18 protein-coding genes and 1 riboswitch are annotated in these 23,136 nt (G+C 64.6%); of the genes, 7 read left to right on the top strand and 11 right to left on the bottom strand.

The features are described from left to right. Window positions 1-5: 5 nt before the first annotated feature. The 3 genes from gspG to J2R80_RS11355 are packed head-to-tail and all read right to left on the bottom strand — an operon-like array spanning window position 6 to window position 3,434. Complete coding sequence (gene gspG / locus J2R80_RS11365) at window positions 6-524, bottom strand: type II secretion system major pseudopilin GspG (RefSeq protein ID WP_057017723.1); 519 nt, start codon at window positions 522-524, stop codon at window positions 6-8. Window positions 525-541: 17 nt separating this feature from the next. Next, on the bottom strand, window positions 542-1,753 hold the full coding sequence (locus J2R80_RS11360; RefSeq protein WP_057017722.1) for a type II secretion system F family protein: 1,212 nt from the start codon (window positions 1,751-1,753) through the stop codon (window positions 542-544). A gap of 4 nt (window positions 1,754-1,757) precedes the next feature. Further along, on the bottom strand, window positions 1,758-3,434 hold the full coding sequence (locus tag J2R80_RS11355; protein ID WP_253588781.1) for a GspE/PulE family protein: 1,677 nt from the start codon (window positions 3,432-3,434) through the stop codon (window positions 1,758-1,760). Window positions 3,435-3,770: 336 nt separating this feature from the next. On the opposite strand from J2R80_RS11355, the gene gspD reads away from it, so the two are divergent. Together gspD and J2R80_RS11345 are read left to right on the top strand one after the other, a co-directional pair. After that, complete coding sequence (gene gspD / locus J2R80_RS11350) at window positions 3,771-6,158, top strand: type II secretion system secretin GspD (RefSeq protein ID WP_253638600.1); 2,388 nt, start codon at window positions 3,771-3,773, stop codon at window positions 6,156-6,158. Window positions 6,159-6,234: 76 nt separating this feature from the next. Then, window positions 6,235-6,708, top strand: coding sequence for a tetratricopeptide repeat protein (locus J2R80_RS11345; RefSeq protein WP_057017771.1), 474 nt, complete (start codon window positions 6,235-6,237; stop codon window positions 6,706-6,708). Between the two features lie 7 nt (window positions 6,709-6,715). Here J2R80_RS11345 and J2R80_RS11340 read toward each other — a convergent pair whose 3' ends face one another. Both J2R80_RS11340 and J2R80_RS11335 read right to left on the bottom strand, forming a co-directional pair. Next, on the bottom strand, window positions 6,716-8,215 hold the full coding sequence (locus J2R80_RS11340; protein ID WP_253588779.1) for a PepSY domain-containing protein: 1,500 nt from the start codon (window positions 8,213-8,215) through the stop codon (window positions 6,716-6,718). A gap of 2 nt (window positions 8,216-8,217) precedes the next feature. After that, entirely contained in the window at window positions 8,218-10,491 is a 2,274-nt protein-coding gene (locus J2R80_RS11335) for a TonB-dependent receptor (protein ID WP_375162574.1), read from the bottom strand. A 107-nt stretch (window positions 10,492-10,598) separates the two neighbouring features. Then, window positions 10,599-10,795: riboswitch (cobalamin riboswitch) on the bottom strand. A 197-nt stretch (window positions 10,796-10,992) separates the two neighbouring features. On the opposite strand from J2R80_RS11335, the gene J2R80_RS11330 reads away from it, so the two are divergent. After that, window positions 10,993-11,829: an IS5 family transposase gene (locus J2R80_RS11330; RefSeq protein WP_076824982.1), complete on the top strand. Its 837-nt coding sequence runs from the start codon at window positions 10,993-10,995 to the stop codon at window positions 11,827-11,829. A gap of 129 nt (window positions 11,830-11,958) precedes the next feature. On the opposite strand, the gene J2R80_RS11325 is transcribed toward J2R80_RS11330, so the two are convergent. From J2R80_RS11325 to J2R80_RS11310, 4 genes are all read right to left on the bottom strand, one after another. Next, the gene (locus J2R80_RS11325; protein WP_253588777.1) at window positions 11,959-12,888 is read right to left on the bottom strand and encodes a GTP-binding protein; all 930 of its coding nucleotides are present in this window, start codon (window positions 12,886-12,888) and stop codon (window positions 11,959-11,961) included. Window position 12,889: 1 nt separating this feature from the next. Continuing rightward, entirely contained in the window at window positions 12,890-14,380 is a 1,491-nt protein-coding gene (locus J2R80_RS11320) for an amidohydrolase family protein (protein ID WP_057017717.1), read from the bottom strand. 153 nt (window positions 14,381-14,533) lie between these two features. Further along, the gene (locus tag J2R80_RS11315; protein WP_253638598.1) at window positions 14,534-14,926 is read right to left on the bottom strand and encodes a hypothetical protein; all 393 of its coding nucleotides are present in this window, start codon (window positions 14,924-14,926) and stop codon (window positions 14,534-14,536) included. 152 nt (window positions 14,927-15,078) lie between these two features. Next, on the bottom strand, window positions 15,079-16,935 hold the full coding sequence (locus J2R80_RS11310) for an ABC transporter ATP-binding protein/permease (RefSeq protein WP_253588775.1): 1,857 nt from the start codon (window positions 16,933-16,935) through the stop codon (window positions 15,079-15,081). Between the two features lie 194 nt (window positions 16,936-17,129). On the opposite strand from J2R80_RS11310, the gene rpmE reads away from it, so the two are divergent. Then, window positions 17,130-17,357, top strand: a complete 228-nt coding sequence (gene rpmE / locus J2R80_RS11305) for a 50S ribosomal protein L31 (protein WP_016845230.1) — start codon at window positions 17,130-17,132, stop codon at window positions 17,355-17,357. A 398-nt stretch (window positions 17,358-17,755) separates the two neighbouring features. Here rpmE and J2R80_RS11300 read toward each other — a convergent pair whose 3' ends face one another. Then, window positions 17,756-18,235: a hypothetical protein gene (locus J2R80_RS11300; protein WP_210262858.1), complete on the bottom strand. Its 480-nt coding sequence runs from the start codon at window positions 18,233-18,235 to the stop codon at window positions 17,756-17,758. Between the two features lie 18 nt (window positions 18,236-18,253). On the opposite strand from J2R80_RS11300, the gene J2R80_RS11295 reads away from it, so the two are divergent. Continuing rightward, a complete protein-coding gene (locus J2R80_RS11295; RefSeq protein ID WP_253638597.1) occupies window positions 18,254-19,384 on the top strand; it encodes a LysR family transcriptional regulator in 1,131 nt (376 codons plus the stop codon). Window positions 19,385-19,494: 110 nt separating this feature from the next. Here J2R80_RS11295 and J2R80_RS11290 read toward each other — a convergent pair whose 3' ends face one another. Continuing rightward, the gene (locus tag J2R80_RS11290; protein WP_253588773.1) at window positions 19,495-20,049 is read right to left on the bottom strand and encodes a hypothetical protein; all 555 of its coding nucleotides are present in this window, start codon (window positions 20,047-20,049) and stop codon (window positions 19,495-19,497) included. A 556-nt stretch (window positions 20,050-20,605) separates the two neighbouring features. Between J2R80_RS11290 and J2R80_RS11285 the strand changes: the two genes are divergently transcribed. After that, a complete protein-coding gene (locus tag J2R80_RS11285; RefSeq protein ID WP_253638596.1) occupies window positions 20,606-21,505 on the top strand; it encodes an MASE1 domain-containing protein in 900 nt (299 codons plus the stop codon). Further along, window positions 21,391-23,118, top strand: a complete 1,728-nt coding sequence (locus tag J2R80_RS11280) for a PAS domain-containing sensor histidine kinase (RefSeq protein WP_253638595.1) — start codon at window positions 21,391-21,393, stop codon at window positions 23,116-23,118. Before J2R80_RS11285 ends, J2R80_RS11280 begins: the two co-directional genes overlap by 115 nt. The last annotated feature ends 18 nt before the right edge of the window (window positions 23,119-23,136 follow it).

Raw genomic sequence — 23,136 nt, 5'->3', positions numbered from 1 at the left:
CATCCTTACTGGTCGTTGTTGTTGGCGGCGGTGGTCTTCTCGAGCGAGATATCGGCCGAGGTGCCGCTGCCGCCCTCCTGACCATCGGAGCCGTAGGAGACGATGTCATAGGGTCCGTGCTCGCCGGGCGAGCGATAGAGATAGGGGTGGTTCCAGGGATCGTTTGGCACGTTGCCGCCCTTCAGATACGGGCCGTTCCAGGCCGCGACCCCCGGCGTGCGCCGCACCAGCGCGGCGAGCCCCTCAGCCGTGGACGGGAAGCGCCCGGCGTCGAGATAGAACAGGTCGAGCGCGCTGGAGAAGCTCTGCAACTGAATTCGCGCGGTCTTGACCTTGGATTCGCTGAGATAGTTGAGCACGCGCGGGCCGATCAGCCCCATGATCAGGCCGATGATCGCGATCACCACCAGCATCTCGACCAGCGTGAAGCCCTCCTGCCCCGAACGCCTCTGGCTTTGCGACGGCGCGCGAGCGCGTTCCACTCGCGTGGCGAATGCCTTTATGATGGTGTTGCGCGATATCATGGCCGATGACCCCTGCTCTAACCGACTAGCTGCGTGACCGAGAGCAGCGCCGTCATGACCGACACGATCAGTCCGCCGACGACGGTGCTGATCGTGATGATCGCCAGCGGACCGACGATGCCGACGACCCGGTCCAGGCTGCGCTGCAATTTTGCTTCGTAGAATTCCGCGACCCGCCCGGCCAGCACCGGCAGCTGCCCGGTCTCTTCACCGAGCCGCAGCATGCGGACCGCCATCGGCGGCAGACTGTCCGCCACGGCGAGTGCTTCCGACAATTTGCCGCCATGGCGGACGCGGTCGGCGGCGGCGGTCCAGTTCGCCTCGCTTCCGGTCACTGACATGATGTCGACCAGGATGCGCAACGCGGCGGTGAGGTTGACGCCGCTGCCGAGCAGGACGCCGAGATTGCGGCAGAACAGGCTGGCGCGATAGAACTGGAAGGCGCTGCTGATGCCCGGCACCCGCGAGATGGCGTTGACCAGCGCGGCGCGGACGCGCGCCTGCCGCAGCAGCCACCATGCGAGCGCAATCGTCGCCGCGCTGATCAGGCTTGCCGCGGTGGCATTGGCGCGCAGGAAATCCGACACCGCGATGAAGCTGGCGAGCGCCGTGTCCGACTTGCCGCCGAAATCGCCGAGCACGGTCGAGAATTGCGGCAGCACGAACAGCAGGAAGAACAGCATCACCCCGGACGCTGCGACCAGCACGAAGGCCGGATATTGCATGGCGTCGGTCAGCTTGCGCCGCATCTGCTCGGAACGCGCGCGCTCGGTGCCCAGCATCTCCAGCACAGAATCGAGCGTGCCGGAGATTTCTCCCACCCGGACCAGGGCGATGTACATCGGCTGGAACAGGGTTGGATGATCGGCGACCGCGTCGGCGAAGCTCTCGCCGGTGAGCAGGGCGGCGCGAATTTTCGCCACCACCGGACGCATCCGGCCCACGTCCGCGTCGCCCGACAGCAGCTCCAAGGCATCGTCGAGACGCGCACCGGCCTTGAGCAGCAGTGCGAGATCACGCGTGAACGTAGTGACCTCGGCCGCGCTCGGCCCGCCGAACAAGCTGCGGGCGCCGACGGCGCCGGATGCGCGCTTGTCCTCGGTGGTTTCGATCGGCAGCAGCTTGAGATATTCGATCCGCCGCGCCACCTCGGCCGCCGTCGGGGCGGAGATCGTGCCGTTCACGATCTCGCCGGCCTGGGTCAGAGCGCGATAGCGATAATTCGGCACGGCGTCACCGCACCGTTGCGACGCGGAGGATCTCGGCGGGCGAGGTCAATCCGGCGCGGCATTTGGCGACCCCATCGTCGAGCATCGTGGTCATGCCCGAGCGGATCGCCATCGTATCGATCTTCAGCCCGTCGGTTCGCTCCCCGATCAGTTCGCGCAGTTCATTGGACAGTTCGAGCAGTTCGAACACGCCGAGGCGGCCGCGATAGCCGGTCCCGCCGCAGCGCTCGCAGCCGCATGGCTCGTGAATGATCTCGTCGGCCTTGAAGCCGAGCGCGGCGAGCCGGGGGTCCTCGGCGAAATCGGCTGTTGCAAGCGGCCGCGCCGTCTTGCAGCGCTCGCAGAGTTGCCGGACCAGACGCTGCGCGATCACGCCGCGCAGCACCGAACGCAACAGATAGCCTTCGACCCCGAGGTCGAGCAGACGCGGCACCGCGGCAGCCGCGGTCTCGGTGTGCAGCGTCGTCAGCACCAGATGCCCGGTCAGCGCCGCATGCACCGCGACATGCGCGGTCTCGGAATCTCTGACTTCACCGACCATGATCACGTCAGGGTCCTGGCGAACGAAGGACCGCAGGGCGGTGGCGAAGGTCAGGCCGATCGCGGGCTTGATCTGGGACTGGTTGACGCCGGGAAGCTCGTATTCGACCGGATCCTCGATGGTCAGGATCTTGCGGCTCGGCTCATTGAGGATCGACAGGATCGTCGCCAGCGTCGTGGTCTTGCCGCTGCCGGTCGGCCCCGTGATCACGACCATGCCGTGCGGCAGCTTCAAGAGCCGCCGCAGCTTGGCTTCGTCAGGCTCGGAGAATCCGAGCTTTTCGACCACCAGCAAGCCGCGATCCTTGGGCAGGATGCGGATGACACAGGATTCGCCGTGCTGCGTCGGCATGATCGCGACGCGGATATCGATGTCGGTGCGACCGGCCCGCAGCCGCGCCGCGCCGTCCTGCGGCAGGCGGCGCTCGGCGATATTGAGGTTGGCGATGATCTTGATGCGGGAGACCACCGCCTGGGGCAGCACGCCCGACAGCGCGGCGACCGGCCGGAGCAGACCATCGATCCGTAAGCGCACCATCAGCCCGCCGGAAAACGGCTCGATATGGATGTCGCTGGCGCGAAGCTCGACCGCCTTTTCGATCAGATCGTTGACCGCGCGCACCACCGGCGCGCCGCTGGCGAGATCGCGCAGGCTCTCGATGTCGTCTTCGCGGGGCAGCGCCGCCGCGCTATCGGCGGCCTCGGCCTCTTCAGTGCTGGAAGAGTTGTTCAGCGCGATGGCGACGTCTTCCGACGATGCCACTTTCACATTGATATCAGCGCCAAGCACGATCTGTGCCGCGCGCAGCGTCGCCTGATCGGTCGGGTCGACGACGGCGAGCACCGTGGTCCCGTCGACCGCCCGGCACGGATAGACCATGGTCTCGCGCAGGAAGCGCGGCGAGAACGCCCCGACCAGCGGCTCGGCCGACGTCATCTCCTGGAGCGTCAACCGGCCGAGCGCAAAGAAGCGCGCGGCTTCGTCGGCGAAGTCGGTCGGCGAGAGGCTGGTGACCTCCCACAGCTTCGATTGCCTTGCGTCGGCGCCCTGCCCGGTCCGCTCGGCCGTTCCATCGCTCGGCGCCAGGTGATTGTTCTGACGCAGATAATCCACGAACCGAACGGACAGGTCGTTGGCCATTCTCGATATCCCGCCACACTATCCCGGATCAGTTCGTGCCAAGTGCCGCTGCGTGCCGTCGCGTTCGGCTCCCGGCAATTGTGCGGTTATCGATCCGAAGTGTGACAGCTGTGCGAAGTCACATCATTCGTCGCGCTCAAGAAACTTTGAGGGTGGCATCGCGGACACAAGCAGCGCGCCGGCTGCACAGTTTAGGTGCGATGCGATGGGCAGGTCGCGAACGACAATCATGTAACCAATTTATTTCTGTCATGTTCGATCGCTAAGAGTCGCTCCGGGGCAGGACCGATCGTCGCAAGCAATCGAAATTTCAGTTAGTCAAAGCGAAGGGCCTTCATGCAACGCGTAGGCACAGTGGGCCGCTGCCCGACGATCCGTGGCGGCCTCGCAGCCATTTTTGCCTTGACGTCATTGGGGCTGTTGGCGTCCTGCAATTCTGCGACGGTCGGCGAGAGCGTGGACGCATCCCAACTCGACGTCACCGACAAGGTGCGCTCGCTGGACCTGGCGCAGCGCCAGCCGCAACCGGCGAACGCACTGGCGGCGACGGGCGGCAGCCAGAGCGGCAGCGTCCGCGCAGCGATGTATGACGGAAGCGAAGTGACGGCGGTCGCGGACGCGCGGCCTCAGCCGGCGTCGAACGGCAATGGCTTCGATCTGAATTTCGAGAGCACGCCGGTGGCGACCGTCGCCAAGGTGGTGCTCGGCGACATCCTGCATGTCGGCTACACCATCGACCCGCGGGTGCAGGGCACGGTCAGCCTGGTCTCGGTCCGCCCGGTGCCGAAGTCCGACATGGTGTTCGTGCTTGAAAACGCACTCCGCCTGAGCGGCGTTGTGCTGCTCAAGGATACGGCAGGCTATCGCCTGACGCCGCTCGGCGACGCCGTCGGCGGCGGCCGCGTCGATGCCGCGGCGGCCAATCCCGAACCCGGATTCGGCATCTCGGTGGTCCCCCTGCAATATGTGTCGGCGCAGACCCTCATGAAGCTGACCGACAGCTTCGCCACCAGGGCGGGCGCGATCCGCGCCGACACGACACGCAACCTGCTGCTGATCCAGGGCACCGGCGCCGAGCGCCGCACCGCGGTCGATACCGTGCTCAGTTTCGACGTCGACTGGATGCGCGGCCAATCCGTCGGCATCTTCCCGATCTCGAGCGGCTCGCCCACGCCTGTCATTGCCGAGCTGGAGAAGATCGTCGATTCCGGCGAGAACGGCCTCAGCCAGAATATCATCAAGTTCATGCCGATCGCGCGCCTGAACGCGATTTTGGTGGTGACCAAGAAGCCCGACATGCTGCACACGGCCGCGACCTGGATCAAGCGCCTCGACCGCAACGACACGGCGCGCACCTCGGTCCATGTCTACCGCGTCAAATACGGCGATGCGCGCCAGATTGCGCGGGTCCTGACCGACATGTTCCTTGGCGGATCGTCTGGCAACCTGCTCGACAGTGCCGACAGCCAGCTCGCGCCCGGCTCCGGCACCTCGTCGACCTCGAGCGTCGCCGACCGTCTGTCGCTCAACAACAACAACGGCGCGAATTCAGGCATGAGCAGCTTCGCATCCCGCGGCACGTCGGGGACAGGCGCAACAGGCCAGGGCCTTGGCCAGGGATTCGGCGCCGGCGGGCAAGCGAACAATCCCAACAATCCTGGCCAGGGCAACAATGCCGCGCTGGATGCCGGACGCGGTGCCGGCGGCGGCAACGGGCAGCCCGTCATGCAGGACGTCCGCATCACGCCCGATATCGTGAACAACAATCTCCTGATCTATGCCGACCAGGCCAACTACCGCATTATCGAGTCGACCCTGCTGCAGATCGACGAGCCGCAGCTCCAGGTCGCGATCGACGCGACGATCGCCGAGGTCACGCTCAACAACACCTTGTCCTATGGCGTGCAGACCTATCTCACCAGCCAGAACCTCGGCCTGAAGCCGAACACCGGCTCGATCCTCGGCACCCAGGCCACATCCGCTCCCGCGACCACCACCGACGCGACCACCGGCGCGGTCTCGGTCGCGGGGTCGCTCACCAATGCCTTCATCAACCAGAGCTTCCCGGGCTTCAACTTCCTGATCGGAAATGCAACGCAGCCGAGCCTGATCCTGGATGCGCTGCACGCCGTCACCAGCGTCAAGGTGCTGTCCAATCCCTCGCTGGTGGTGATCAACAACCAGGTCGCGACCCTGCAGGTCGGCGACGTCGTCCCGGTCTCGACCGGCAGCGCGACGGTGCTGACCACGAGCAACACGGTGGTCAACACCATCGACTATCGCAACACCGGCATCATCCTGAAGGTCTCGCCACGCGTCAGCGTGAACGGCACCGTACGGCTCGATGTCGAGCAGGAGATCAGCAACGTTCCCCAAAGCAGCGGCAGCACGGTCAACCTGACGCCGACCGTTTCGGAGCGACGGGTCAAGAGCCAGATCTCGGTGGCCAACGGTCAGACCGTGCTGCTGGCCGGCCTGATCAGCGAACAGCAGAGCGGCGCCCGCAACGCGCTTCCGGTGCTCGACCAGATTCCGGGCCTCGGTGACGCCTTCGGACATCAGAGCAACGGCACCCAGCGTACCGAGCTGATCATCTTCATCCGCCCGCAGATCATCCGCAACGGCTCCGACGCCCAGACCGTGGCCGAGGAGCTTCGATCGAAATTGCGCGGCAGCATCGCCACGACATCGACCAATGCGCCGATCACCACCAGCTATCACTGAGCCGGGCAGCAGGATGCGCCGCGTTCTCGCCCAACGGACAGGCCTCTCGGCTGCGCTTGCGATCGTGCTTTGGGCGATGACCGCCTCTGTCGCGAGCGCCGACAGCGTCGCGCGCGGATCGGCCGCTTTCCATCGCGGCGACTATGTCCGGGCGGCTCGGGAGCTCGCGCCGGCCGCCGAGCGCGGCAATGCGCGCGCTCTCGGCATGCTCGGCTTCTTGTATGAGCACGGCTTCGGCGTGCCGCAGGCCTACGCAGCCGCCGCCGACTGCTACTATCGCGGCGCCGTGCAGGGCGACCCGTTCGCGCAGGCCCAGCTCGGCCTGATGTACGACAAGGGTCACGGCGTTCCGACGGATTTCGTGCTGGCCTACAAATGGCTCAATCTGGCCGCGGCCCGCTCGAACGGGCGGCAGCGCGATGCCTATCTCCGTTTCCGCGATGCGGTCGCATCCAAGCTCTCGACCTATGAGATCATTGCCGGTCAGCGGTTTGCACTGGAATGGGCCCCCGATCGGCCGGCGCCGGACGTGCACCTGACCGCCAAGTAATCGCGCCTTACGGGGGTGTGCGCACGAGGCCCGCCGACACGCGCCTGCCTCGTACCCCCCGCCGCCGCAACCGGCGCCACCCGATCACGATCCCGCTGATCGAGATAATCGTACCAGCCGCCGATAGCAGCCACACCACGACGTCGCGCGCCGGCCAGATGCGCAGCAGCAGCGGGACATCGAGGCTGTGCAGCGCGTTGAACAGCCAGCGGTAGGACCGGCGGCTGTCATCGCTGCGCTCGAGGATCTCGCCGGTGACGGGGGAGATGTGCAGCCAGGTGCGGGCGGGATCGTCGAACCCGATCCGCAATACCGGAAGCTCGCGCGCCTGGTGCAGCGTGTACCAATAGGCGTCGGGTTCATCGAGCTGCCGCGCTGATGTCATCGCAGCGCCGGGCATTGCGTGTCGGGCGGCAGCGATGACCTCGTCGCGCGAGAGGGTCATCCGCGCACCGGTCACAGGATCGGCGATGCTGCGGCCGCCGTTGCCGTCGTCGAGCAACATTAACCGGTGTCCGCCGATCCAGACGAAGCGGGCCTCCACCGCAGGCATCGATGGCGACGACTGGAAGCCGGCGACGATGTCGGCCGTGTCATGGCCGCTATAGCCGATCGCGATCTCGCGGGTGACGCCGCGGCCGGAGAACGCGCCGCCGGGATTGAGCGACAGCCAGCCGCTAAACATCCAGGTCAAGACGCAGATGCCGCCGACCAGGCCGGCGATGTGATGCCAGGCCATCCAGCCGCGATAGGGCGAGACGGCGCCATCAGCGTAGCGGCGCATCAGCCGCAGGCGGAGGACGCCGATCCAGAAGCCGGTGACCGCGACGACAAGACAGACACCCGAGATCCACAGCACCACATCCCGCCACAGCGGGCCGTCCTTGCGCAACACGGTCGGATAGATCCAGTGCGGGATCGAGCCGAGCCAATTCCAGATCCGCTCGCAACGCGTGGTGTCGAGCGCGATCTCGCCGGTGCGCGAGGAAACATAGAGCTCGGTGCCATCGGCGTCGCCGAGACCGATCAGATAGAGCGGCCGCAACGGATCGAAGCGCGACGTGACTGACCATTGGTCGCGCGTGATCGTTTCGATCAAGCGAGGCTGCAAGGCATGCGGATGATGAGCGGCAATGGCCAGCGCCTGGTCCGGCGTGATCCGGTCAATCACGCTGCCGTCGGTCGCCGAAATGGTGACCGTCCCTCCCTTCCAGCCGGTCACCCGATAGACGGGCGTGTCGTCCATCATCGAAAGCCGCAGGTCACGCGGATAACGCTCGACACCTGCGATCGCCATCGCGCGATCAGGCGTGACCCGCACCTTGCTCCAGGGAATGACAGGAAGCGCGGCGAGGCGCTCGCTGTCGGTAAGGCGCGGAAAGGCCACGTACATCATGACAAGGCCGGAGATGAACCACATCGCGAACAGGAGACACGTCGCAATGCCGATCCAGCGATGGACGATATAGAGCCACCGCCGCCCGCGCCGGATCAGAGCGTTGCGCATGGTCAGAACTTCACGTTGACGGACAATTCGGCGGTACGCGGCATGCCTAGCAGCCACTGCCCGGTGCCGTTCGAGGTCACCGCGTAAGCCTTGTCGAACAGGTTGTAGACGCGGAACGCGACCGTGGTGCGGTTATCCGGCTTCCACCTGACGCCGCCATTGACCACATTGTAGCCCGGACGCAGCTGAGTGTTGGCAAGATCGGAGTACATCGCACCGACGATCTGCACGCCGCCATAGACCGACCAGTTGGGCGCGAAATCCCAGGTCAGCCAGACATTCGAGACCTGCTGCGGCACGTTGACCGGGACATTGCCGTTGAAGCTGACGATCTTGCCGCCGACCACCTGGCTGTTGTTGTCGTATCTGGCGCGCAACAGCGCAAGATTGGCGTCGACGCGCCAGCCGTCGTTCAGCGCGAGCCCGATCGATCCTTCGACCCCGCGGGATGATTGCTGGCCGATCTGCAATGCCACGCCGCCGGTAGGGTTGCCGGGATCGGGAATCGTGAGCCCGGTCTTGACGATCTCGTAGGCAGCCAGCGTCCACTCGCCGCGGCCGCCCCAGAACGACTGCTTGACCCCGATCTCGGTCTGCTTGCCGGTCGCAAGCTGGAATGTCTTCTGCGTGGTCGACAGTGAGATCAGATTGCTGACCGGATCGACGCCGACCGCGTACTGGCCATAGAACGCGAGGTTCTTGATCGGCTCGTAAACGAGGCCCGCGCGCCAGCTGGTGCCCGATAGCGTCGTCTCAAAACTGTTTGCCGGCGTCTTGTAGTCGGTGCGGTCCACTTCGGGGCGATCATACCTGACCCCGGTCACCAGCGACAACTGATCGTTCAGCGAGAGCCGATCCTCGGCGAACAGCGCGTATTGATTGACGATCGCGTTGAAGCCCCGCGTGGTCGCCGTCGTCGTGGCGAAGAACGATCCGGGATCGAACACATAAGGATTGACCGACGACGCGCCGCCATAGGGCGAGTTGTTGGTATGGGTGAAGTCGATCCGGTTGACGTCGAACCCGGCGACGACCTGGTTCGCAAGGCCGAACACGTGGCCGCTGAAGGTCGTATCCATCCGGTTGCCGAGCTGCTTCTGGTCGTGGAAGATCTCGATATAGCTCGTGCGATCGATCAGCTGGGTCTTCGGATTCCAGGTGTAGTTCTCGATGTCGCGCCAGTGCCGCTCGCTGGTCAGGTAATACAGCGTGTTGTTGACCTTGATGCCGTCGGCGACGTCCCACTCGGTCTTGAACCGGGTCCAGCTGTCCTGATAGCGGATCGCGCTGTCCGCTGCATTGTAGTTCTTGAAGCGCAGCGCGTCCTGGATCGAGCCGTTGATCAGCGGCGTGCCGAAATAGCGCGACGGGCTGCGGTCGCCGTAGTCTTCCGACAGCGTGAAGGCGAGATTGTCCGACGCCTGCACCCGCACGGCAGCGGAGACCATCGCGTTCGAGGTCTTGTCGCGATCGACCCAGCCGTCCGACATGTTGCCTGTGGCATTGACGCGGTACGACACATTGGGATTGATCGGACCGGTGCTGTCCACCGAGAGCCGCCGCGTCATGTTGCTGTCGAGCGAAACCTCGGCCTCGTTAGTGGGCGTATTGAGCGGTTTCTTCGGGATCACATTGATGACGCCGCCGATCGCGCCTTCGCCGTACAGCACCGAGGCCGGACCGCGCAGCACTTCGATGCGTTGCGTCGACCAGGTGTCGTAGGGGAACGTTAGCGTGCCGGAACCGATATAGAAGCGCGTGCCGTCATACAGCGTCATCACCGAGTTGCTGCCGGCAAAGCCGCGGGTGCTGAACGACAGGCCGCCGTTGCCGGGTGCCGGCGTTGCGACGAACCCGGCCGCATCCTGGGTGACGGCATCGAGCACATTATGCTGGCCGCGTTCGGCGATGGTCTGCGCCGTGATGATCTCGACGCTTGCCGGCGTCTGCAGCGGCGTCAGGTTGAGACGACTGCCGGTGCCGCCCTGCGTGGTGGCATTGAGCGTCGGCGATGCCGATCCCGGTACGCCCGACGCCGCGACGCGCGGGGCGTTGCCGGCTGTTGCAGGCCTCGGCCGTGGCCGCGCCGCAGCGGTCATGTCACGGCTGCGCGCCGCAGGCTTCGGCTTTGCCGCAGCGGAAGGCGCGACCTCAATCGGATCGAGTCTGGTTGGTGGCGGCGTTTGTGCCGAGCCTTCGACCGGCAACAACAATGATGACAGGGAGCAGAGAAGACCGAGGCGCCATTTGCGCGCAACGGGAGAGGACGGAGACATGAAAAGGACTCGCGGTAACGTGGCACGTCACCGCGAACGTGGACTGGCGCATTGCCAAAAAAGGCAGTGCTCCGATCCCACCAGGACGCCCCCGCCCGATGTGCTCGCGTGTGACCACGACTGACGGCAGGTCTCCTGGCTCACGGGTCATCGCCTGTCGACGCCTTCCCGGGCCTGATGGCCCAGTGGCAAATTGACGAAAGGCTCGCCGTTTACAGTTGCGGGGACAGCTGCGGCATTGGGGTTACCCTCGCACCGCATTCCCTTTTGATCCCCGAAGGGAACCGTCGGCAAAAACGATAGGTGCTGGCTGCAGAGCTGTCAATTCGATGCGATTGTCGCAGACCTGCTTTGCGGGTGATGCTGCGGCGATGACACAGCGACGTCGAGGGCTGACGCCGAAAAGCAACCCGTCATCCTGAGAGCCTGACTGAAAAATGGGTGAGTGATCTCAGTGGGGTGTGATTCCATCGGATTTGCAAAGATTCGAGGGAGAGCACGATGCCCTGGACCAAGATCACTCGGGAGCAATATCGGCGGGACGATCTGCGTTATGCAAGCGATATGACCGATGCGGAGTGGGCGGTGATCAGACGCCTGTTGCCGCGAGCGAACCGGCGCGGCCGGCCGCGTAAGACGGAGCTGCGTCGTGTGATCGAAGCGATCCTCTATATCGTTTCGACCGGCTGCCAGTGGCGGGCGTTGCCGCAGGAGTTCCCGCCCTATTCGACGGTGCAGGGCTATTTTTATAGATGGCGGGATACAGGCCGGTGGCAGAGGATTGTCAGCGTGCTTGTCCGCCGGGCGCGAAAAAAGCTTGGACGGACACCGAAGCCGACGGCAGCCGTGATCGACAGTCAAAGTGCGCCAACCACGCAAGCTGGCGGACCGCGCGGCTACGATGCAGGCAAGCGCATCTACGGCCGCAAGCGGCACATCGTGACGGATACCAATGGCCTCCTCCTCGGGGTTCATGTTCATCCGGCCAACGTTCAGGACTGCCATGGCGCCGTACCGCTGCTGAAGAACGTGCGGATGAACTTCCCCCGGCTGCGCCACGTCTTTGCCGACCGGATCTACCGCGGAAATCAACTCCTCGACGCGCTCTCAGACTGCGGTCCATGGACTGTCGAGATCGTCGAGCGGCCCCAAGGCGTCAAAGGCTTCCAGCTTCTGCCGAGGCGGTGGGTGGTTGAACGCACATTCGCTTGGTTCGGCAGATGCCGCCGCCTCGCCAAGGACTTCGAGGCGACGGTGGCAACCGAAGCTGCCTGGCTGCTGATTGCACACATCAGGCTCCTGACCCGCAGACTCGCGGCTGCAGCTAAGGTTGGGTGATTTATGAGTCAGACTCTGAGGAGCGCGGCACGCGCGTCTCGAAGGATGCACGGCCCGGCTGGTGGCCGATTCATCCTTCGAGACGCTGCTTCCCTCGCACCTCAGTATGACGGGAAACGTAGGTTCGCGTCACTGAGCCTCGACGCATCCCTGCATCACCTCATCAATCTCCGCGCGCGACAGCGCACCCATCTCGGCGATGAACACGATGCGCGTGCGCGGCACGCCGGGCGACGGCACGCCGCCCGCAGCCAAGGTCGCGCGGCCGCCGGCGAGTTGAAACACGGTCAGCCGCCCGGGCTGCTCCACCGTCTCGAACAATCCCTTCGCCCGCGCCAGCTTCGGCGCCAGTCTGCCGATCGCCTGCTGCAAGCGCGGCAGCACGACGGGCCACTCCGAGGTCCAGCTCAGCGTCTCGAAGCGATCGGACGCCGGCCGTCGCGGCGCGGTCTCGCGCGGAGCCGGCACATGATCGAGGTCCGCCGGGAACAGCAGCGCGGCCGGCACCTCGCCATGCAAGGCATCCACCACCACGGCCGCCGGACGCACCGCGCGCACGGCGTCGCGGATCGCGGCGCACGCAGCGGCGTCAGTCAGATCGACCTTGCTCAGCGCCACCACATCCGCCGCCCGGAGCTGCGAGCGCAGCAGCGCATCGTTCAGCATCGCCGCAGGCTGCGTCGCGTCGACCACGCACAGCACGGTCTCCAGCGGCGCCTCCTTCCAGATCACGGGATCCATCAGGTTGCGGATGATGTCGGCGGGATCGGCGATCCCGCTGGTCTCGATCACGATGAATTCGGGACGCGGATCACGCCGCAGCAAGGTTGCGAGCGTGCGCAGCAGGTCGCCCTCGAGTGTGCAGCAGATGCAGCCATTGCTCAGGCTGACCACGCCGTCGCCGGCGCCGGCGATCAGTTCCGCATCGATATTAACGGCGCCGAAATCGTTGACCACGGCGGCGATGCGCCGCCCTTGCGCATGCGCCAGCAGATGGTTGACGACCGTGGTCTTGCCCGCCCCGAGGAAGCCCGCGACCAGCAGGATCGGGACCGGCACCTCAGCCCCCCGTGATAGGCCGGCGCACCGGCCGGCCGGGACGCGCCGCGACATCGAGCACACCATCGCTGATCAGCGGCTGGCCGCTGACCACGAGATGCCGCACGCCCTCCGCCGGACGATTCATCGCCGAGAAGGTCGCGCGATCGCTCAGCGTCTCGTAGTCGAACACCACAACATCGGCGTCGGCGCCGACCTGCAGCCGGCCCTTGGCCCGCATCGCCGGCGTGCTCGCCGACAGGATCTCGGCCGGGATCAGCGCGCATTTGCGGATGCCTTCGAGCAGCGACACTTTCTTGCGCTCGCGCACCCATTCACGGATGAAGCGGGTGAAGCAGCCGGCCGAGCGCGGATGCGAGGTGGCATCGTCGGGCAGCGGCCACGCGTCGCCGCTGTAGGGACGGCCGTCCGACAGCGTCCACGGCATCGCGTCGGAGGCGATCGCGCCGCCCGGATACAGCACCGCCATATCGAGCAGATCGCGATGATGCGCGTTGTTCTCGATGTCGAGCACATGCCACAGCACCAAGGTCGAGGGCTCTTCGGCCTGTGCCGCCAGCAGCTCCTCGCGGCTGCCGAAACGGTGACCGTCGGTCACGCGCTGCACCGAATCGTAACCGAGGCCGTTGCGCTCCTCGAATTTCGGATCGCTGAAGAAGGTCGCCGCCAGCACGGTCGAGCCGGTGCCGTAGGGATAGGCCTCCACCGTGATCGGCAGGCCCTGCGCCTGCGCTTTCGCGATCAGCGCGACACAGCGCTCGATATCCGTCTTGCTCGACGAGTTGAAGTGGCAGATGTGCATATGCGCGCCGGTGGCGCCGGCATAGCCGATCAGGCGGATATAGGCTTCCGCCGCACTCTCGGGATCGATCCGCGACATGTAGGCGACGTGGGTGAAGGTCGGCACCGCATGATCCGCCGCGAGCTGGCACACCGCGGTCAATTCCTGCACGCCGGCGCCCGGCGCATAGGCGTTGAGAATGCCGATGCCGATGCCGCCCTCGTTCAGTGCGTTGGCGAGGCGCTCCAGGATGCCGCCGACCTCGCCTTCGGTCGCGACGTTTTCGATCCAGCGGCGATCGCGCATCGCGGCACCAAACGATTCCAGCGAGCTCTCCGAATTCGAGCCGGTCATCGCACCGATGCGCGCGAAGGCCCAGTTGGCGGCGGCGCCGTAGTTCAGCACCCTGCCCTTCTCGGCCTGGCGCTTGTACCAGGACGCGACCGGCAACACGCCGGCCTCGAGGTCGAGCGAGGTCGTCACCCCGTCGAACGCCTGCATGCGGTCGGCTGGAATGGTCTGGCCATGCGCGTGCAGGTCGATGAAGCCCGGCGCCACCACGAGCCCGGTCGCGTCGATCTGCCGTTCGGAACCGCCGAGGCCGGTGCCGACCGCGGCGATCTTGCCGTCGACGACGGCGACATCGCCGATCGCGTCCATCCCGCTGGCCGGATCCACCACCCGGCCGCCGCTGATCACCAAGCCACCCATCTCGCCACTCCCCGCATTCCGAAACCGACCGGTCTCCTGTCGAGCACAGAGAAGCGCATCGCACTGATCGCAGCAAGCCGGCCAGGGGTGTGGCGACATGCTGTGACGGAATATCCGCCGCGCCGTGATGGCGATTGCAGAGTGAGGCCCTTCCTACGTTCCGGTTGCACGCCGCGACGGCAGCCCGCGCCAGAGATCGGCGCCGGGCTTCACGTGGCTCGCCACGAGTTTCGGCGGCGTGCGGTCCCTGGCTATCGCCGCTTCGACCGCACGCTTGAGCCTGACATTGTCGATCTGCGCCAGGAACCGCCGGATGACGGCATCCTGATCCGCGCCCTGACCGGAGATCGCCGCGCACAGCTCCGCGGTCGTCCTGCGGAAGAAGTGGAAGGCGTCATCGGCCGCGCCGCCCAGCCGGTCGACCTCGCCGGCCACACCGAGCGCGTGCATCCGATCGTCGTCGTCGAGCGTCACTGCGAAGCGCAGCACGGCAAGCTGCCAGGCACGGAGCAGCTTGCTCTCCGGTTCGGTCGCATTCTCGCGCATCAGTCGAACACCCCGCGCGCCGGACGTCCTTCGGCTGTCGATGGAGGTCGGGCGCGGCGCGACTATCCTTGCGCAGGAATAGGTTTTCGAGGGGAGCGCGCCCCCGATTGCATAGGAATCGCATAGGCGGAGCGCGCCGAGCCCCAATTCTTTCAGATCCCCTCGAATTGCAGCCGGGCCAGCCGGGCGTAGAGTCCGCCCGCGGCGACCAGTTCGGCGTGGGTGCCCTGCTCGACGATCCTGCCCTGGTCCATCACCAGGATGCGGTCGCAGGACAAGACGGTCGCCAGCCGATGCGCGATCACCAGCGTGGTGCGGTGGCGCATCAACTCCTCCAGCGCGGTCTGCACCAGCGTCTCGCTCTCGGCGTCGAGCGCCGAGGTCGCCTCGTCGAGCAGCAGCAGCGGCGCGTCGCGCAGGATCGCGCGCGCGATCGCGATGCGCTGGCGCTGGCCGCCGGACAGCGTCACGCCGCGCTCGCCGAGCTGGGCGTCGAAGCCTTCGGGCAGGCGGCGCAGGAACTCGGTGGCATGGGCGAGATCGGCGGCACGCTCCACCTCGGCGTCGCTGGCATCGGGCCGGCCGAACCGGATGTTCTCGCGGGCGCTTGCGGCGAACACCACGGAATCCTGCGGCACCAGCGCGATGCGCGCGCGCACCTCGGCCGGATCGGCCTGCCGGATCGGCACGCCGTCGAGCGAGATAGTGCCCGATTTCGGATCGTAGAAGCGCAGCAGCAGATGGAACAGCGTGCTCTTGCCGGCGCCGGACGGGCCGACGATCGCGACCTTCTCACCTGACCGGACCGAGAGCGACACTTCATCGACCGCAAGCGCGTTGGGCCGGGTCGGATAGGCGAAGCTGACATTGTCGAAACCGACATCGCCGCGCGCCGGCTGCGGCAGCGCGCGCGGCGACGCGGGCGCCGCGATCTGCGGCCTGACGCGCAAGATCTCGAACAGCCGCTCGGCGGCGCCCGATGCGGCCGAGACCTCGCCCCAGACCTCGCTGAGCTGGCCGAGGCCGCTCGCGGCGAACGCCGTATAGAGAATGAACTGGCCGAGCCGGCCCGGACTGATGGTTCCGACCAGCACGTCGTGCGAGCCGACCCAGAGGATTACGACGACGCTGGCGAACACGATGAAGATGACGATTAGCGTCAGCACCGCCCGCGCTTTGGTCGAGCTGCGCGCGGCTTGATAGGCCTGCTCGACCTCGCCGGCAAAGCGCGTCCTGGCGAGCCGTTCGCCAGTATAGGCCTGCACGGTGCGGATCGCGTTGACCAGCTCGGAGGCATAGGCGCTGGCATCGGCCAGCGTATCTTGGGCGGTGCGCGACAGCCGCCGCACCCAGCGGCCGAACGCCACCAGCGGAATCACGATGATCGGGATCGCGAGCAGCACGAAGCCGGACAGCCGCGGGCTGGTGATCACCATCATCGCGGCGGCGCCGAAGAACAGCATCAGATTGCGCAGCGCAATCGACACCGACGCGCCGACCGCGGACTTGATCTGCGTGGTGTCGGCGGTAAGCCGCGACACCAATTCGCCTGATCGCGCGGAATCGAAGAACGAGGGCGACAGCGAGATCAGATGCGCGAACACGTCGCGCCGGAGATCGGCGACGATGCGTTCGCCGATCGTCATCACGAGGTAATAGCGCGATGCGCTGGCGCAGGCGAGCACCGCGACGACCACGATCATCACGCTGAAATAGCTGTTGATCATCGCGATGCCTTCGGGCGTGAAGCCCATGTCGATCATCCGCCGCACCGCGACCGGCACGATCAGCGTGGTGATCGCGGCGATCGTCAGCGAGATCAGCGCGAGGATCGCCCGGCCCTCGTAGCGCGCCACATAGGGCGCGAGCGCAAGCAACGGCCGCAACCGGGCACGGCTCTTCGCCGGCTCAGTGATCTGGCTCTCGATGAAGGCTTCCTCATCGAGCAACGCGTCGCGCGGAGGCTGCGGGGCGCCGCGCGGGGTCTCAAGCTGTTCGGCTACGCTCATCAATCTAGACCAGTTCTATCGCCCTCCACATAGGCCCGCCGACCCCCCGCTGGCAAATCCGGTAAAGTCCCAATCCGGTGATGGGCTTAGGCCCTTTCTTGGCTTGTTTTGGCGGGCTCCATGGGTTATAGACCCGCGCAAATCCCGTATTCCAGACATCTTGAGACGGGCGCCGGCGCGCCGAAGGAACTGTCATGAAAGCCGATATTCATCCGAATTATCATACGATTAAGGTCGTCATGACCGACGGCACCGAGTACCTGACCCGCTCGACCTGGGGCAAGGAAGGCGACACGCTGAACCTTGACATCGACCCCAAGTCGCACCCGGCCTGGACCGGCGGTACCCAGCAGCTGATGGATCGCGGCGGCCGCGTCTCGCGCTTCCAGAAGAAGTTTTCGGGCTTCCTCAAGAAGGACTAAAGTCCGCTTCGGGATCGCCCCGGCGACCACACGCAAAACGCCCCCGTCTCGGGGGCGTTTTTGTTTTTGGGGGCCGCTCCGGACCGGCGGGCTGAACGGGCCCGCGATCCTCCCGATGCGTCGTCCTGGCAAAGGCCAGGACGACAGCGAATGTGTGGCACGGCTTCCATCCACAATCGTCGCCCCTGCCTAGTGCGCAATTGCGCACGGGAGCAGGGACCCACAACCACAGGGCTGTGTTGTTGAAGAGGGCTGCGGCCCCAGCGTCGCGCAACTACTGTCATTTGTGGTTATGGGTCCCGGGTCAAGCCCGGGACGACACTGAATGTGTGGCTCGACTTTTGGGTCATACATCTGCAAGCAAGCATGGATGGGCTACTTCTTTAAGCGCGCTGCAGTCAGCCGGCGGCCTCGCGCAGACTTGCTTCGTAACGCGCGCTCGCCCGTTCGAAGTTGCGGCGCGCTTCTTCGCGGTCGGAGCGGCCCTCTTCAAGCGTCAACGAATCCCATTTGCTCCGCTCCGTGGCGAAAAAATCGCCGCCATAGACGTGGATTGCGCCGCTCAGCCGGTCGATTGGATTGATCACCGAATGGATGATGTCGGTGCCGAGCGGCACGGTATCGCGCACGCACAAGGCCCTGGCGCCGGCAGCCTCGATCCTGTTCGGCTCGCTCGGAATGCGCCGCCAGAAGACGTTGTCCTCACGGCCCCCATAAACGCCGATCACGGCCCACATGTGATGGTCGTGAGGTGGCACGATATAGCCGGGGGGCCACACCACGTTGAGGATGGTCAGCGTCTCGGAATGGAAGAGCGCGCGGCTTTCGGGACGCTGCGGCTCGCCGAGTCCCTTGAATACCGCAGCCGGTTCAGACATCGCGCGGGCAACGACCTCATGAATGGCTCGGTGAGACGGGTCCGCCGCGAACGCTGCGCGGCAGTCGGCAACGAAACGCTCGGTGTCAAACATCGCGATTCCCTTTTGGACAAATCTCGGCTGAGCGACGTAAGGATGTCGCGGCTTGCTCAATGTGTCCAATGCATTTATTATCCATCTATTCATGCATTTGGTGCATTGAAAATGGACCTTCGCCAGCTGCGCACCTTCGTCGTCGTTGCCGCGGCAGGCGGCTTTGCCGCCGCTCAGCAACAGCTGCGTCTGAGCCAGCCGGCGGCCTCTCGCCAGATCCAGGCGCTCGAGGACGAACTCGGAATTCCGTTGTTCGATCGCGTCGGCCGCGGGATCAAACTGACTTCAGAAGGCGAGGATCTGCTACGGCGCGGCCGCCGTCTCCTGCAGGATGCCGAATCGTTCGGCGAGCGTGCCCGCGCGCTGAGAACCGGCAAGGCCGGCGCGCTGCGCGTCGGCTGCAGCACCCAACATATGGAAACGGTGCTCGCCAATTTCCTCCCCCTGTTCCGGCGCAGGCACCCCTCCGTGGCCATCGATTTGATCGAGGATGGTGGTGCCCGCGTTCCGGATCGTCTGCAGCGGGGCGACGTTCATCTCGCGATCATTCCGGCCGCCGACGACGGCTATCACCGCCGGTTGCTGGCTCCCGTCCATATGCTTGCTGCGGTTTCGCCGCGGCATGGCTTCGCAAGCAGGCGGAAGCTGGAGATTGCCGAACTCGCCGAAGAGTCATTGCTGCTCCTGCGGCGGGACTTCGCATCTCGCGGCTGGTTCGATGCCGCCTGCAACGTCGCACACATCAGGCCACGCGTGATCCTCGAAAGCGCAGCGCCTCACACCTTGCTCGCGCTGGCAAAAGGCGGCAACGATGTCGCCATCGTGCCGTCGAATGTCCAAATCCCGTCCGCAGGCGTCCGCGCCTTTCCGCTGATTCACAGGGGCGCCTCGATCGGGCGATGGACTGCGGTGGCTTGGGATCCGCAGCGCTTTCTGGCTCCTTATGCCAAATCCTTTATCGACGAACTCGTCGCCTATAGCGGCCAGCACTATCCGGGACGCGAGTTTGCCAAGCGCGTCTCCCCTCTAGCGAGGCCGGAAGAAACAAAGGCGTAGTCGCCTTGCGGGAATTGCCGCGGATGGCCTGCTTCCGGGACCCGCAACGACGACTCAATCACGAACATGAAATGGTAGCTCGCGCCGTCGCGCGGATTCCGACGGCGAACCTAGCGCGGACGTTTCGGTCGCTTGAGTTCGGCGACCTTAAACTTCCCCGCGGCCTGCAGGCTGCTGCAAAGCCACCAGGCCCTGTTTCGGTACTCGCCCAGGAACCATTTGGTCTCGACGCAATCGACGTAGGACTTGTAGGTGAGGTTGTCTCGGCACGTCGACGAGAACGGTCCGTGGGTTTGTCCGCCCGTCGACTCGCTGCACCCGACCCAAGGGTCCTTGCCATGCGGGAGGCTCGATTCGCAGCCACCGTTGCAATTGCTGGCGACTTTCTCCAGCGCGGCAATCCTGCCCAGCACTGAATCCGGCGCCGGCGACGGCGCTCGAGCGGTTGACGACGACGTCTGGGTGGTTCTCGATCTCCGGTGAGATACCCCCGTGGTCACCACCTGTGTCGGACGATTTGGCCTTGCCACCGGCTTCGGCGCCTCGACCGTGATGGAGGGAAGCGGCTTGGCTGGGTCTGTTTGCGACGCTGCCGGGCCGCACAGCCAGACAGTTGACAACACGGCGACGGCTGAAGGCGCGACAAGGCTCGACGGCAATCTCATGACATAGCCCTCCCAAATCCGGGACGGAAATGCCGTCCCGACGAGGGCACGGTACCATACAGCCCGAGTTTGGCTACCTAGGGTTGAGGATAAATCTCCCGGTGTCTCACGATCGACGTCGACATGGCGGCGAGAGAACGCCCACCGCTCGCACCGTTCCGGCGTCTAGCCCAAGGCTGAGCTCGAACGGCTCTTGCCGATATTCGCCTTTGACCCGGAGCGGTTACTTGAACGACGCCGACACGCGGCGGGATCGGGTCGATTTTGCAGGCCCACGCCATTAGGTCAGCGGTTCTGCCCCATGGTCTCTTGTTCAGAAGTTGCTGGCGCCCCCTACTCTGGATCCAGCGGCCATGCTTTGGTCAAAACTGCGTTGAGTGTTTGGCAGGGGTCATCGACTTGGCGAAAATACGATCGCCCTCCTTCGGGTGACATGGAACCGGGTGCCAGGTCGTTCCCTACCGCATTCTTGAGGTGCCCACCGCAAAGGCTTGTGATGGAACGGGCAAGGTTCGATAAGGCCGGGATTTTCGCTTTTGGCGATGCTCGGAGCGCTGTGACCTACTCGATCGAACTTTTTATCGTCACCGCGATCTACGGGAGCCTTGCGGCCTCCGCACATTTCCTTCCCGCTATCAATCCGACCGCGACACCGCTGTGGCCGCCAACCGGGGTTGCGCTCGCGCTTATGCTGCTGCGTGGCTACCGGATCTGGCCCGCGATCCTGGTGGGCGCCGTCGCGCCTTACCTGATAACCGACCGATCGCTCCTGGAATTTGTCGCCGCCGGGATCGGCACCCTCCTTGCTGCACTGGCCGGGACATGGCTGATCGGACGCTGGTCGAACGGTTGCCAGACGTTTGCCACGCCATCCGGTGTCGCAAAGTTTGCAGGTGTCTCCTTTGCGCCGACCGCGATGATCAGTTCATTCTCCGCCCTGGCCGGATCCATCTTCGTCAACGAACCGAGCTTTCCCGATTCCGTCGCCGCCGGGCTGACCTGGTGGCTTGCCGACGCAGCCGCGATCCTGGTGATTGCTCCGGTCATCGTGCTCTGGGCGATGATGCCCTTACGGATTTCCTCCAGATGGGATCTGTTGGAATCGATCGCAGTTATCGCTCTCGCTGGTCTCATTGGGATCGTAGCCTACAGCCCGCTCATCGGCAGTGACCTCGTCAGCGACGATCTCAACGTGGCGTTGCCGCATCGCAGCCTGCTGGGTTTTCTGGCTTTGCTCCCGTTGATCTGGACCGGTCTGCGCTCATTTTCACCGGAATCGCAGTCTGGGGTTTCGCGTTCGGTAATGATCCGTTTCCGAAAACGGATCCGAACGGAGCATTGTTGTCACTGCTCGTGCTTTCGATCACCGTATCGGCCCCCTCTCTTGCCCTGGCAGCGGCAATCGCCACGCGTCACACCGCGGAAGCCCATCTGCTTTCCGTGCAGGACCAGTTGAACGGTCAACTTGAACGGAACGCTTCGGCGCTCGACAGCATCAGACGGCACTTCCAAACCCTTATCGAAGGCGTCGTCGATTATGCGATTTTTGCGCTTGATAGAGAAGGACACGTTACGAGTTGGAATAGCACCGCTCAAAAGATCATCGGCTACACCTCGGAAGAAATCATCGGCAAGCATTTTGGAATATTCTATCGGCCGGATGAACGCCGCGCGGGTTCGCCGACACACGCGCTGGAGACGGCAATCGAAAGAGGCAAGTACGACGTAGAGGGTTGGCGCATCAGAAAGAATGGTACGCCGTTCTTTATCACGGGCTCGGTCTCGTCGAGCCATGATGACTCAGGAAATCTGATCGGCTTCATCAGTATTCTGCGGGACGCAACCGAGCGACGCGACGCGGAGGAGAAGCTGGTTCAGGCACGCGAACAGCTCGCGATGTCGCAGAAAATGGAGGCAATCGGCAAGCTGACCGGCGGGATTGCACACGACTTCAACAATCTATTGATGATCATCGGAGGCAGTGCCCAGATCTTCACACGCCTGCTTGATCCAAAACTGCCCAAGGCAATTGAAGCCATACAGACCGCGGCCAAGCGCGGCGAAAGCCTCACCCGCCAATTGTTGACATTCTCTCGTCATCAGCATCTCAGCCCGACGGTCGTCGATCTGAATGCGTCCATCAAGAACATGCGGACCATGATCGAGAGCTCGCTGCGCGGGAACATCGTGTACAATGAGAACGTCGGCGAGGGTGTCGCGTCGGTCAAGGTGGACCTCGCCGAGCTGGAACTTGCGATCGTCAACATCGCCGTCAATGCGCGCGATGCAATGCCAAGCGGCGGCACGTTCACCTTATCCGTCCATGCGGTGACTGCGAACCAGGAAACCGGCGGCGATCGCCGCGCAAAGGCTTTCTTTGCGATCGCGCTTGGCGATACCGGCACCGGCATTCCGCCAAACCTGCTGTCCAAGATGTTCGATCCGTTCTTCACGACCAAAGAGGTCGGCAAGGGTACCGGGCTCGGCTTGTCCCAAGTCTATGGTTTCGCGCACCAGGCCGGCGGAACGGTGACGGCGGACAGCAAGGTTGGACAGGGAACAACGATTACAATCTACTTGCCGTCCTGCGCAGACGAGCAGATCACCAGTAAAGAACTGGCCGCTGCCAGAACAAGAGCAAGGCAGCCGCAGCGGCAGACGGTTCTCGTTGTCGACGACAGCCCCGAAGTGGCGGATGTGACTTCCTCGCTGTTCGAGCATCTGGGTTACGACACGATCTATCGAGATTCGGCCGAAGCGGCGCTGAAATTGCTCGACGCCGGTACAAAGATCGATCTCGTCTTCAGCGATATCGTCATGCCCGGGACCATCGATGGCGTCGGGCTCGCGAGAGAAGTCCGGTCGCGATACCCCGGTTTGCCGATCGCCCTTACAACCGGCTACAGCGATGCCGCAAAAGCAGCTCCGCCAAGTCTAAAAATACTCCGCAAGCCGTTCGATACCGACGCACTGAGAGATTTTATCCACGATCTTGCGCCGCCGCGACCACCGCGATCATCCGGCGCGCCCATGACGTCGAACACGACTGAAGCCTCGGGCAGAAATTGACCGGTCGCGCCATTGCAG

Origin of the sequence: Bradyrhizobium sp. USDA 4541, assembly GCF_024171085.1 — a bacterium.
In the GTDB taxonomy this organism is placed as follows: Bacteria; Pseudomonadota; Alphaproteobacteria; order Rhizobiales; family Xanthobacteraceae; genus Bradyrhizobium; species Bradyrhizobium australafricanum.
Note: the sequence above shows the minus strand (reverse complement) of the source record. Positions and strands in the feature narration are given on the sequence as shown.